The organism is Nonomuraea sp. NPDC005983, assembly GCF_040614375.1.
GTDB lineage: Bacteria > Actinomycetota > Actinomycetes > Streptosporangiales > Streptosporangiaceae > Nonomuraea.
The window spans coordinates 78,122-90,343 of sequence record NZ_JBEXUP010000020.1; the positions used below are offsets into that span (position 1 = coordinate 78,122).

Annotated in this window: 14 protein-coding genes, 1 tRNA gene and 1 pseudogene; 9 read left to right on the top strand and 7 right to left on the bottom strand. The window is 67.5% G+C overall.

What is annotated here, in order from left to right:
• Positions 1–98: 98 nt before the first annotated feature.
• Entirely contained in the window at positions 99–326 is a 228-nt protein-coding gene (locus ABZ297_RS12540; protein ID WP_355343758.1) for a hypothetical protein, read from the bottom strand.
• 263 nt (positions 327–589) lie between these two features.
• On the bottom strand, positions 590–970 hold the full coding sequence (locus ABZ297_RS12545; RefSeq protein ID WP_355343761.1) for a hypothetical protein: 381 nt from the start codon (positions 968–970) through the stop codon (positions 590–592).
• Positions 971–1,277: 307 nt separating this feature from the next.
• On the opposite strand from ABZ297_RS12545, the gene ABZ297_RS12550 reads away from it, so the two are divergent.
• Both ABZ297_RS12550 and ABZ297_RS12555 read left to right on the top strand, forming a co-directional pair.
• Positions 1,278–1,631, top strand: a complete 354-nt coding sequence (locus ABZ297_RS12550) for a hypothetical protein (protein ID WP_355343764.1) — start codon at positions 1,278–1,280, stop codon at positions 1,629–1,631.
• A 160-nt stretch (positions 1,632–1,791) separates the two neighbouring features.
• Positions 1,792–2,367, top strand: a pseudogene (locus ABZ297_RS12555) (replication initiator); the annotation flags it as partial.
• A gap of 48 nt (positions 2,368–2,415) precedes the next feature.
• Here ABZ297_RS12555 and ABZ297_RS12560 read toward each other — a convergent pair.
• The 3 genes from ABZ297_RS12560 to ABZ297_RS12570 form a co-directional block, all read right to left on the bottom strand.
• A complete protein-coding gene (locus ABZ297_RS12560) occupies positions 2,416–3,048 on the bottom strand; it encodes a hypothetical protein (RefSeq protein ID WP_355343809.1) in 633 nt (210 codons plus the stop codon).
• 277 nt (positions 3,049–3,325) lie between these two features.
• Complete coding sequence (locus tag ABZ297_RS12565; protein ID WP_355343767.1) at positions 3,326–3,718, bottom strand: hypothetical protein; 393 nt, start codon at positions 3,716–3,718, stop codon at positions 3,326–3,328.
• Between the two features lie 46 nt (positions 3,719–3,764).
• Complete coding sequence (locus ABZ297_RS12570) at positions 3,765–4,340, bottom strand: hypothetical protein (protein ID WP_355343770.1); 576 nt, start codon at positions 4,338–4,340, stop codon at positions 3,765–3,767.
• On the opposite strand from ABZ297_RS12570, the gene ABZ297_RS12575 reads away from it, so the two are divergent.
• On the top strand, positions 4,339–5,013 hold the full coding sequence (locus ABZ297_RS12575; protein WP_355343773.1) for a hypothetical protein: 675 nt from the start codon (positions 4,339–4,341) through the stop codon (positions 5,011–5,013). The two genes, ABZ297_RS12570 and ABZ297_RS12575, sit on opposite strands and share 2 nt — an antisense overlap.
• A gap of 223 nt (positions 5,014–5,236) precedes the next feature.
• On the opposite strand, the gene ABZ297_RS12580 is transcribed toward ABZ297_RS12575, so the two are convergent.
• Positions 5,237–5,310, bottom strand: a tRNA-Arg gene (locus ABZ297_RS12580).
• A 254-nt stretch (positions 5,311–5,564) separates the two neighbouring features.
• Positions 5,565–5,978 (bottom strand): hypothetical protein, encoded by a 414-nt coding sequence (locus ABZ297_RS12585; RefSeq protein ID WP_355343776.1) that lies wholly within the window; start codon positions 5,976–5,978, stop codon positions 5,565–5,567.
• 459 nt (positions 5,979–6,437) lie between these two features.
• Between ABZ297_RS12585 and ABZ297_RS12590 the strand changes: the two genes are divergently transcribed.
• The 6 genes from ABZ297_RS12590 to ABZ297_RS12615 all read left to right on the top strand — a co-directional run.
• A complete protein-coding gene (locus tag ABZ297_RS12590) occupies positions 6,438–7,220 on the top strand; it encodes a phosphotransferase (protein WP_355343779.1) in 783 nt (260 codons plus the stop codon).
• Positions 7,221–7,403: 183 nt separating this feature from the next.
• On the top strand, positions 7,404–8,330 hold the full coding sequence (locus ABZ297_RS12595) for a cobalamin biosynthesis protein (RefSeq protein WP_355343782.1): 927 nt from the start codon (positions 7,404–7,406) through the stop codon (positions 8,328–8,330).
• Positions 8,331–8,521: 191 nt separating this feature from the next.
• Positions 8,522–10,018 carry an ABC transporter substrate-binding protein gene (locus ABZ297_RS12600; protein WP_355343785.1) on the top strand — a complete coding sequence of 499 codons (1,497 nt, stop codon included), beginning with the start codon at positions 8,522–8,524 and terminating at the stop codon, positions 10,016–10,018.
• A complete protein-coding gene (locus ABZ297_RS12605) occupies positions 10,018–10,983 on the top strand; it encodes an ABC transporter permease (RefSeq protein WP_355343788.1) in 966 nt (321 codons plus the stop codon). The genes ABZ297_RS12600 and ABZ297_RS12605 overlap by 1 nt, the downstream gene beginning before the upstream one ends.
• The gene (locus tag ABZ297_RS12610; protein ID WP_355343791.1) at positions 10,980–11,792 is read left to right on the top strand and encodes an ABC transporter permease; all 813 of its coding nucleotides are present in this window, start codon (positions 10,980–10,982) and stop codon (positions 11,790–11,792) included. Before ABZ297_RS12605 ends, ABZ297_RS12610 begins: the two co-directional genes overlap by 4 nt.
• Positions 11,789–12,222: ATP-binding cassette domain-containing protein (locus ABZ297_RS12615; protein ID WP_355343794.1), on the top strand; the 434-nt coding region annotated here is incomplete at its 3' end. The genes ABZ297_RS12610 and ABZ297_RS12615, both read left to right, overlap by 4 nt.

Below are 12,222 nucleotides of genomic sequence, written 5' to 3' on the forward strand. Positions count from 1 at the left end.
GGAAGGAACGTCCCCACACGGGTCCACGCCGACTCGGCCGAGCTAAACGCTGGCGGGGAAGTGCTCGCGCTGTGTGCTTTCTCCGTGTGACAGCGGTCTCAAAGTTTGTACAGCTTGTTGAACGGTGTAGTGATTCGTTCCTGCCGCGATCCGAAATCGACGAGCACAGCGATCTCGTCTTCTACAGCGATGACGACGCCGAGACCATACCGATCATGGGTCACTTGGTCGTTCACGCTGAACCGCTCGGCAGGCGGGGCGGGGGGCGGGGGCTTGAAGGGACTTGTGGGCAGGTGGCGACGGGACGCACCGCTGGCTGGCTTCATCCCCTCTAGTATGTGCCGCCCGTGAGAACGCTCGCGACGGGGGATGGAGATCACCCAAAATGATCAAGGCCCGAGTCTGCATTAGCGTCCTGACCCGGGGCTTCGAACGTGGAGCGGGTGACGGGAATCGAACCCGCGCTGTCAGCTTGGGAATTGCAGCTATCACGGGCTCTCGACCCCGAGTTCCCTGGTCGCCGATGGTCTCGGGCCGGTCGTGAGTGACCGTGGTTGACCCCTCGTCACCGGGGTTAATGGCACGACGATCAAGGGGTTGAGCTGCCGATCCACGGTTCAGGAGGCATGAGATTCAAAGCATCTCGCGCAAGGCCCCTTATCCGTTCCCAGGTCGGATGTCTCCGGAGTCCTCCGGGGCTCCAAGGAGCCGGACCCTCGTCTGTTAGATCGGAAAGCTGGTTGACCTCCTCGAGGTGCCCGGCCAACTCGTCGCTGAGCCAGCCTGCCTCCCGCACCAACCACGAGGGCAGATGGCCATCATCAAACTGGAGCGCGAGTTCATCGGCGCCAACCTCCACCGAGTCGATCCACTCGATCTGCTCCGATGAGGACAGGCTCAGATACCTCAGCGCCTCGCGGAGGAGTCTCCAAGTGCCCTTGGCCATGACTTCCATCTCCGCCGGATACACGATCCGATTGTGCCGCATCGTGCACAGATCGCCCTTTGATCATCCCGTCTGCCGTCGTCCCGCCCGAAGGGGAAGCGGGCCAGGGCCACGGGGACAAGGTGGAGCGCCCCACTGGACGAACGACCTTGTCCCCGTGGCCCTGGTCTGCTCGGCTTGTCTCGGGGCGATGGCGGACGGGATGATCAGGCTTTCCGCCTCAGCCACCTGCGGACTTGTGGATCACGCGGCGATCATCCCGGAGCCGGAGTGCCCCCGCCGGAGGCGAAAAGAAGTTGGCAGGTCAGAGGGCGCGCATGGAGCATGAGCTATGGGGTTGTTCAACAGGGTGAAGTTGCCCGAGCCGCTCACTTGCCCGAACTGCGGAGTGGCTGGTACCTGGACCGCGCAGTTCAGGTTCGGAGCGACAGACCTCATTGACTATGAGGTTGGTCAGCATCTGAACTGGGAGTTCATATGGGCCGTGGAGGGTGAACGCGGCCATCACCGTGTGCTTGCTCAGGGCATCCTGGAGGGGTGTAGGCACTGCGGCACGCACGACTTCGGCGGCCTCCTGTGGGAGATGGTTGTCATTGAGATTGTCGATGACGTGATCGTGTCGGTAGTGCAGGACACCAGCGGTGATGGCTGGTGGGCAGAAGACTGGCGAGTGCTTGAGGCATAGGGCAGTGCTGAGCTGAGCGCGGCCCGCGCGCGTCGCGCGCGAGAACGGCCCCCAGGCCGCGTGGCTGCGCGCAGCGCCGCGCTTGATACCTATGAGCACAATTCGGCAAGGCGTCGTGGCCAACCAGCTCCGGGCTCCGTTGGAAGGCCTGCTGTCAGATATGGCGGAGGCACTGGGAGTCGAGGTCGTACCCATTGGCGAGGCGTCACTTTCCTCTTTAGGCGTTCGTCCCGACTACGCCATTGACGTGGCGGGAGCGCGAACGGGCTACTTGGAGCTCAAGGCGCCGGGCCGAGGCGTTCCTGGTGCTTGGTCACCGAATAAGCATGAACGAGAACAGTGGGAGAAGCTCAAGCTTCTGCCCAATGTGCTCTACACCGATGGGTATCTATGGGCGGTCTACCGTGACGGCGTTGTCCATGGACAGATCGCGCATCGCTTCGGTGACCAGGTGGACGTCAAGGGCGTGCTCGCCGGTACCCCAGACGCCGACCAGTGCATCCGCTACCTGTCCAAGTACCTGACCAAAGGCCTGGGACATTCCCTCGACGGCGAGGCCCAGCGGGAGCACGCAGCCCTCTTCGTCGACGCCCTGTGCTTCGAGCCGTGCTCGCCTGCCTGCCCGAACTGGCTGCGCTACGGCGTGCAGCCCAAGGGCGCCAAAGCCGGAATGGCTCCTGGCCGGTGCCGCTCCAAGGCCCATAAGCCGGAACACCTCGGCTACGCCGGAGGCATCCATCATTGCGGACCTCGGCACTCGTCCGGAAGATATACATCTACAACCCTAAAGGCGCTCTTCGAGGCGTTCGCGCAACGGTGTGTAGTCATACTGCGGGAAGAGCCTAGGAAAGTGATGCAGCATAGCATTCATGGCTTCGGGAAGGTAATAGAGATCAGGGTCGGAGAAGCTGAGGTCAGTGAACAGATACTGCCATCCGTGTGTCCCTTTAGTGAGGGCCAGGGCCTCTAGGTAGCCGAGATAGTCTACGTCCATCTGCATGGGCTGCCCTCGGTACCAAAGCCAAATTTCTGGCGGGGTGCTGAGCCTCACCGTGACTATTACGCCCGTGCCGGAACGTGGAGTGCCGTCGATCTCCCGGGACTCGTGGGCGAGTTCGCGCTCGTCATCGGGCATGCCCTTCCAGACCAGTGGAGGAGGCGGATTCGTGATAGCGCGGTAGAGCTGCGGGATCCGGAACTCCCCGGACAGCTCTTCCACTTCCCCCGTACCGCGCCAGTCGCTGGACAGCCGACTGAAGCTGGATGATGAGGGATCGCCGTTTAGGGCCTTACTCTCCACCTCCACCGCGTCCTTTGAGACCTCGATTGAGGCGGAGTTCCTGAGCTCGTCAAAGCTTTGCAGGAGGAGTTCCTCGCATCGGGTAAGGGACGCTGCGTCTACGGGAGAAAGAGACACCGACCGCTCCTTTCGTAGGGTACGCATGCTAATAGTCCGAGCGGCAATGCGAAGGTCGGTGGCGTGGCGCCCGGGTCGGCGGGTTTGGTTGGCTGCGGTGGGTGGCCGGGGCGGGTCCGGCCCGGGCCGCCGCCGTCCGGGACCGGCCCCCAGGCCGCACGCCCGGGCGGCGGGCGGCAAAGGGCCGAGTACGGCGGCGCGCCGCGCCGCCGCTTGATCCCTATAGGAACAACTCGGCAATGCGACAGATGGCCAGTTGACCATGCCTGCATGAACGTCAATCGAGCAGTTCCGGACGGCGGCTGGTGAGAGCTCTGCGGGCTGTCACAAAGCGTTCGTGGAACTCTTCGGCGAGTGCTTCGCGGCGGTAGCGCTGGCGTAGGACGCGGTCGAGGTCTCCTGCGCGGTTGACGAGGTCGGTGAGCGATCGTCGGTCGATGTCGAATGCGGCCATGCCCTCGTCTACGGCAGCTTCGAGGTCTCCGCGTCGGGCGTGGACGATGCCGAGATCTATATGAGCATCGGCGACTCGCATGGGGGCGTTGGAGGTGCCATCCGGGCGAGTGTGCATCTGGATCGTCTCGCGGGCGTGTTCTTCAGCGCGGTCATCGTCGGCGAGCCACGTGTAACACGTGGCGGCGTAGAAGACCCACTTGCTGTGGTCGAACACAAAGTGGTGATCTGGACGCTCGGGAATGGGCAGGGCGCTGAGAATGTCAGCCCCCCCGTGTGAGAGCGCGGTCGGCTTCGCGGCGGTCGCCGATGCGGGCCAACCCCCGGGCTTCCTGCAAGGTGAGTTGAACCATGGCGCTCGACTGTCCGGCGACTGCCTGACCCATGCGGGCGGCTGTGACTACGTCTTCGTAGCGGCCTTCGACCAGGGCGAACCAGGCTGACATCTCGTGTGCCCACCCCATGAGTTCACCGTGTCCGACCTGATGGCCCATGTCGTAGGCGGCCCTGCGGGCAGTCTCGGCCTCCTCACGTTCGCCAAGGTCATAGTGAACGCATCCGAGCAGGGCCGTGAGCCACCCCGTGATCACGAGTAGTTCGCGGTGCTGAACAAGGGTGAGTCGCCCGCCCAGCAGGCGGTTGACCTGAGCGAGTCGCTTCTGGGTGCGGTCTCGCAAAGTCTGGGCGGGAACCACAGGGTAGGCACGGCAGAGCAGATCGACGGCCTCAGCGAGGGCCTCGAGAGTGCCGGCGCCAACATCTGATGCCTGGAGCTGTTGGGCGAGTTCCATGGTGCCGTACAGGTCAGCCTCAGCCCGTAGCGCGTCTACTGGCATCATGGCGGCTTCGATCAGCCGACTTGACCCCCGCCTATTGGGCGAGAACCCCAACGCCTCCGGCTCTAGCCCGGTGGCCCGTTCACGCGGGCCGATGCTGGCCGCGATGTTCGCCTGCATGTACTTCGGCGGCCTACGCCCGGCAGAGGCGACCGGACTGCGGCAGAAGGACTGCCACCTCCCGACGGGCTGGGGCCTGCTGACACTGGAGAAGACCAGGCCCCAGAGCAACAAGCGGTTCACCGACTCCGGGCAGGCCCACGATGAACGCGGACTGAAGCACCGGGACGTGAAGCAGACACGCACCGTTCCCATCCCGCCCGAACTGGTGGCCATCCTCCACGAGCACATCACCACATTCGGCGTCGGTGAAGATGGCCGACTCTTCCGCACTCGCACTGGCGGTGTGATCTCCGGATCTGCCTACGCGAAGGTCTGGCAGGAGGCTCGGACGTACGCCCTCACACCCGACCAGGCCGCCTCTCCCCTGGCGGGCAGGCCATACGACCTGCGGCACGCAGCCGTCTCGCTCTGGCTCAACGCGGGCGTACACGCTCCCGAAGCGGCCGAACGAGCAGGCCACGGCATAGACGTGATGCTCCGCGTCCACGCCAAGTGCATCGACAGCCAACGAGAAGTCGCCAACCGGCGCATCCTGGACGCGCTCGCGGCATGACCCCACCACCCACGGCAGGACCCCGGGAAACCTCGAGGTCCTTTCGCCGTTGCGGGCCTCGAAACCGCCGCGTCCACCTGGGAAAACGGGGCTGCGAGCATTCCGCGTATGTTCCGCGACCAGTGGCACAGGGCTGCTTCCGGCCGCTTCCCACTGCCTACGGGCCAAGACCGCCGATCATGCAAAAGACCAGGTCAACCCGTGGATTGCCTGGTCTTGGTTGCGCGCCCTGCAGGATTCGAACCTGCGACCGTCGGATTAGAAGTCCGGTGCTCTATCCAGCTGAGCTAAGGGCGCTCCCGCCTTATTGTGCATGATCCGGCGACATGTCATGCACACGTTTTCGAAGTGTCAGCCCGGGAGGCAGGACTCGCAGGGCTCGCAGGGCCGTTTACGGCGGGGGTTCGGCTGGTGGGGTCCGTGGCTGGGGCTCGGCTCCGGACGTGCTGGAGTTTCCTGGCACGAGGGGCGGGGTCAGTGGTTGGTGCGGGCGGTGAAGTAGGGGCAGAAGTGCTGCTTCTTGTCGGTCGTGACCAGGACGACCTTACCGGTCAGCCTAACGACGCCCACCCCCTTGTCGGTGGACGCGAGCAGGTGCTGCTCGTCGTACCAGCCGAGCACCGCGCCCAGGACAGGCTGAAGCCCAGGCGGATCCGGGTGACCGCGTTACCGGTCTTGGCGTCCCACACGCAGGCCGTCTTCTCCGGCGAGGTGCAGGCCGTGACGAAGCGGCGGCCGGACGGCGTGAAGGCGCCCAGCCCCTCCCCCGCCGGCCGGCCTCGGACGTGCCAGGTCCGCTTGACGGCTCCCGTGAGGTCGTACTGGCGGACGGAGGACTCACCGTTCTTGCCCCAGCGGACGACGACCCCCCTTGCTGTCATGGTTCCCTCGAAGCCGCCGACCGTGATCAGGGCCTTGCCGATGCGGACGAAGCGGGGCTGCAGCGAGGGCACGTCGATCAGCACGATCCCCTGCGATCGAGGCTCGAAGCCGGGTTCGAAGACGTTGACGAGCGGGGAGCGGCCGTCCGGAGACCAGGTGGGCAGAGCGTTTGGGGGTACGGGTTGGCCTGGTCGTCGAGGTTGGCGGGGACCGGGAGTTCGACCTGCGTCGTCTTGCCGGTCTTCCGGTCCAGGAACGACACCGTCGGGACGGCGCCCGGCGTCGTCCGCTCGGGTTGGGTGGCGACCCAGCGTTCGTCGGGTGAGACGGTGACGCTGCCGGTGGCCTTGGTGAACTTTGCGGTTGACCGAGTCCCAGGCCCAGGTACAGGCTCCCATAGTCGGAAATTTCCGGGGACGTTCGCCGGATGCTACATGATCACGAGTTGTCCGAGATGGTGATCTCCGGATCTTCCGACACGCCTCGTGGCCTGACCAAAACGACGCGCGGGAGTGGGACAGATAGGTCTAAACTATCTTGGCATGGTCGCGACGCTCCTGCATGAAATTCCCCTGCAGGGCGGGGACGTGACAGACGGGGTGGTGCGCGTCGGCGATACCGTGCGCAGGCCCGCGAAACCGTCGACACCCGCCGTGCACGCCCTGCTCCGCCATCTGGAAGCCGCGGGGTTCGCAGGTGCGCCGCGGGTGGTCGGCATGGATGAGCTGGGGCGGGAGATACTCACGTATGTCCCGGGGAGCACCGGGTTGAAGCTCCTGACCGCCACCGATGAGGCTTTGGCCGGGGTTGCCGGGTTGCTGCGGGAGTTTCACGATGCGACGGCCGGTTTTCCGCTGCATGCGGGCGGCTGGGAGGGCGGCTCAAATGACGATTTATCGCCCGAAGTCATCGGTCATTGCGATTTGACGACAGATAACGTGATCTTTCGCGATGGAAGTCCTCGGGCGATGATTGATTTTGATATGGCCCGGCCTACCACGCGATTGTTCGACATCGTGACCACGCTCCGGCACTGGGCCCCCATCGCCGACCCCGTCGACCGCCATCCGCTCCACCGGAACGTCAGCGTGGGTGCCCGGTTGCGGCTGTTCTGCGACGCCTACGGGGTGGCCGCGCGTGATCGCCGCCGCCTGCTCGAACTGTCGCGGCTCCGTTTCCACCGGTCCTACGCGGCCATGCATGCCCGCGCCGCCTCGGGCGGCGGCTGGGCCAGGATGTGGGCGGGCGGCGCGGGCCAGCGCATCCGCCGCGCCTCAGCCTGGCTGGACGCCCACGAGGACGACCTTCGCAAGCATCTGGTCTGATCCATCCCGCCCACAGGGCGACGAGCCCCAGGCCTCTCTTCCGGCCCCGGTTCGTGCAGGTCTCACCCTGCGCCGACGGGTGGCGGGCCACATGTGCCGGGAGGTGGGCTTCTCCTGTGTGGTCGAGTCGCGGGCTGTCTGCGCGGCCGGTCTCATACGGGTATGTGCAGGAAGATGAGGGTCATGCACATCTTGTCTGATCGCGCGCTGGGGTTGGCGCTGGGGGTTGCGCTGGACGCGGTTTTCGCCGATCCGCGGGCGGGCCATCCTGTCGCCCTGTTCGGACGTGCCGCGTCCAAGCTGGAGGAGAGGCTGTACGGCGACAGCGAGCCGCGCGGAGCCGTCCACGTCATCGTCTGTGTGGGCGGTGCGGCCGGACTCGGCGTTCTGGCGGAGCGGGTCGCCGACCCGGCGGCTCGTACGGCGTTGACCGCGCTCGCCACCTGGGCCGTCCTCGGCGGCACCACGCTGGCCCGCGAGGGGGCGATCATGGCGGGCGCCCTGGAGGACGACGATCTGGCGGCGGCCCGTGAGCGGCTGCCGCACCTGTGCGGGCGCGACCCGTCGCAGCTGGACGAGAAGGGCCTGGCCAGGGCGACGGTCGAGTCGCTGGCCGAGAACACGTCGGACGCCGTCGTGGCGCCGCTCTTCTGGGGCGCGGTCGCGGGCGTGCCGGGGCTGCTGGCCTACCGGGCGATCAACACGCTCGACGCGATGATCGGCCACCGCTCCCCCCGCTACGAACGGTTCGGCTGGGCGGCGGCCAGGCTGGACGATGTCGCGAACTACGTCCCGGCCCGGCTGACCGGGGTGCTGACCGTCCTCCTCAGCCGGGACAGGGCGCGGACGCTGGCCGTCCTGCTGAAGGACGGCCACCGGCATCCGAGCCCCAACGCCGGCCGGTGCGAGGCGGCGTTCGCCGGCGCCCTGGACGTCACACTGGGCGGCACGAACGTGTACGGCGGCAGGACCGAGCACCGGCCCACCATGGGCGACGGCCGCGAGCCCGAGGTCGGGGACGTCAGGCGGGCGGTCCGCCTCACCCGGGCGGTCAGCCTGGCGGCGGCCGGTCTGGCGGTCCTCACGGCCTGGCGCCTCCGCCGCCGCTGACCCCTGCCAACGGACGCCGACGTCCTGCAAGCACGTACGTCGCCAGCAGGGCCAGGCCCGCCTTCAGCCCAGTTGCCCTCCGGCTGCTGAGCAGACGGATATCCATCCCGCCCGGAGATAAACCGCCACAGGACGCCATGTAGTCTTCTAAACCTACCCATTTAGTATTGATCTCCGTACCGGGGGAAACGTTGACCAGCAAGATCGTCGGTGCCGCGCTCGCACTCTCCCTGGCGCTCGCGGCATGCGGCACCGGAGGCGGTTCTCCCACCGCCGCCACGCCCGACGCCGGCGCGACCATCGAGATCGGCTCCCTGTACGAGCCGCAGAACCTCGACAACACCGCGGGCGGCGGGCAGGGCGTGACCGAGGCGTTCAACGGCAACGTCTACGAGGGCCTGTTCAAGCTGACCGACGAGGGCAAGGTCGAGCCGCTGCTCGCCGAGGGCCACCAGGTCAGCGGCGACGGCCTCAGCTACACCTTCAAACTGCGCAAGGGCGTCACGTTCCACTCGGGCAAGCCGCTGACCGCGTCCGACGTGAAGTACAGCATCGAGAAGGTGACGGCGAAGGACTCGCAGTCGGCGCGCAAGAGCAGCTTCAAGCCGATCAAGAGCATCGAGACCCCGGACGACGCCACGGTCGTCATCAAGCTGTCGAGCAAGTCGATCTCGCTCGTCTACAACCTCAGCTACGTCTGGATCATCAACTCCCAGGCCAAGAACCTGACCACCACCGAGGACGGCACCGGGCCGTACAAGCTGGGCGCCTGGAAGCGCGGCTCCACGCTGAGCCTGGACCGCTTCCCCGCCTACTGGGGCGCCAAGCCCGCCAACAACGGCGTCGTCTTCCACTACTTCACCGACGCGACCGCGCTCAACAACGCGCTGCTCACCGACGCCGTGGACGTCGTCACCAGCGAGCAGAGCCCTGACGCACTCGCCCAGTTCACCGGCAACGCCGACTTCAAGGTCAACGACGGGCACTCCACCACGAAGCTGCTGCTGGCCTTCAACGACAGGAAGGCCCCGTTCGACAAGCCGCTCGTGCGCAAGGCCGTCACCTCCGCCATCGACAACGCCAAGCTCCTGCAGTCGATCTGGGACGGTCACGGCAGCCTGATCGGCTCGATGGTGCCCCCGACCGACCCCTGGTACGAGGACCTGACCAAGGTCAACCCGTACGACGTGACCCTGGCCAGGAAGCAGCTCGCCGAGGCCGGGTACGCCAACGGCTTCACCTTCACCCTCGACACCCCGAACTACGACCCGCACCCCACGGCCGCCACGTTCGTCAAGAGCGAGCTGGCCAAGGTCGGCATCACGGTGAACATCAACGTCATCACGGCCGACGAGTGGTACTCGAAGGTCTACAAGAACCGCGACTTCGCCGCGACGCTGCAGGAGCACGTCAACGACCGCGACGTCGTCTGGTACGGCGACCCCGACTTCTACTGGGGCTACGACAACAAGCAGGTCACCGAGTGGGTCCAGCAGGCCGAGCAGGCCGACACCACCGAGGGGCAGAGCGAGCTGCTGAAGAAGGTCGGCAGGCAGATCTCCGAGGACGCGGCCAGCGACTGGCTCTACCTCTACCCGCAGATCGTCGTCGCCTCGTCGAAGCTGTCGGGCTACCCGGTGAACGGCCTGAACTCGCAGTTCTACGCCTACGGCATCAAGAAGGGCTGATGGGGCGCTATCTGCTGCGCCGTACCGCGTTTCTGCTCGGGTCGCTGCTGCTGGCGGCGTCGCTGCTGTTCGTGCTGCTGCGGCTGCTGCCGGGCGACCCGGCCAACTCGCTGCTGTCGGTGGGCGCGACGCAGGAGCAGATCGCGGCGGCCCGGCACCAGATCGGCTCGGACCGGCCGCTGCTGGAGCAGTTCGCCTCCTGGCTGGGCGGGCTGGCCAGGCTCGACCTGGGCACGTCGTTCGTCAGCACGCTGCCCGTCGGCCAGGAGATCGCCGCGCGGCTGGTCGTCACGGTGCCGCTGACGCTGCTGTCGTTCGCGCTGGCCGTGCTGGTCGCGGTGCCGGTCGGGTTCCTGGCCGCCTACCGTGCGGACCGCTGGTACGGGCCGCTGCTCAGCGGCGTCTCGCAGCTCGGCATCGCGGTGCCGGTCTTCTGGACCGGGATGCTGCTCGTCACCGTGTTCGCGCTGTACCTGCGCGTCCTTCCAGCGGGCGGGTTCCCGCGCGCGGACTGGGCGGACCCGGCCGACGCGCTGACCTCACTGACGCTGCCCGTGATCACGATCGCGCTGGTCATGTCGGCGTCGCTGATCCGCTACGTCCGCTCCGCCACCCTGGACGTGCTGGGCAGCGACTACCTGCGGACCGCCAGGGCGCTCGGCTCGTCGTTCGTCGGCGCGATGTGGCGGCACGGGCTGCGCAACGCGTCCGTGCCCGTCATCTCGATCCTCGGCATCGAGCTGGCCACGACCTTCCTGGGCGCGGTCGTGGTGGAGAGCGTCTTCGCGCTGCCGGGGCTGGGCGGCATGCTGGTCAAGGGCATCGCCGAGCACGACTACCCGGTCATCCAGGGCGTCCTGGTGGTCAGCACGTTCGCGGTGCTGCTGATCGGGTTCGCCGCCGACCTGGCCCAGCGGCTGGTCGATCCGCGGCTGCGGGCGCACCTGGGCGGAGGCAGGCCGTGAAGGGCAGGCCCACCTTCGCGATCGGGTGCGTGCTGGTCGCCGCCGTCCTGGCCGTGGCCGTCGTCTCGGTGGTCTGGCTGCCCTACGACCCGTCCGACACCTCGGGCGGGCGGCTCGCCCCGCCCGGCGGCGCGCACCCGCTCGGCACCGACAAGCTCGGCCGCGACCTGCTCACCCAGCTGATGATCGGCGCCCGCATCGCGCTGACGGTCGGCGTCGGGTCCGTGCTGGTCGGCGGCCTGCTGGGGGTGACGGCCGGGCTGCTCGCCGGGTTCGCCACCCGCTGGCTCGACGACACGATCTCGGCCGTGCTCGACATCCTCATCGCGTTCCCGACGCTGCTGCTGGCCATGCTGGTGGTGGCCGTGCGGCAGGCGTCGCTGGGGTCGGCGATCCTGGCGATCGGGCTGGCCATGTCGGCCGTGGTCGCCCGGCTGACCAGGGTGCTCGTCAAGCGGGTGCTCGCCGAGGACTACATCACGGCCTCGCGCACGTCCGGCACGTCCTGGCCGCGCGTGGTGACCGAGCACGTGCTGCCGAACATCTGGCCGACGCTGCTGGTCAACCTCGCCCTCCAGCTCGGGCTCGCGGTCCTCGCCGAGGCCGCGCTCTCCTACCTGGGGCTCGGCCCGCCCCCGCCGAACGCGTCCTGGGGTCGCCTGCTCCAGGAGGCGCAGGCGACCGTCCTCACCGCCCCGACCGGCGCGATCGCTCCCGGCGTGCTGCTGGTCGTGCTCGTCGTCGGCGTAAACCTGGTCGCCGACGGCTTCAGGGACCTGGCCGACCCGACCCGCCGGAGGAGCCGATGAGCCTGCTGGACGTCAACGCGCTGACGGTACGCCACGCCGACGGCCGGGACCTCGTCTCCGGCGTGTCGTTCACGCTCGACAGCGGGCAGCGGCTCGGCCTCATCGGCGAGTCCGGCTCCGGCAAGTCGCTCACCGCCCTCGCCGTCATGGGGCTCCTCCCTGCGGGCCTGACCGCGCACGGCAGCGCCGTCCTGGACGGGACCGAGATCGTCGGCGCCCCCGACAGGAAGCTCGACGCGGTCCGCGGAAGGGCCGCCACCACGGTCTTCCAGGAGCCGCTGACCGCGCTCGACCCGCTCATGCGCGTCGGCGGGCAGCTCGCCGGGCCGCTCAGGCGCAGGCGCGGGCTGCGCGGGGCCGCGCTGCGGGCCGCCGTCCTGGAGGCGCTGGACGAGGTGCGGCTGGCCGACCCCGGACGGATCGCGCGGGC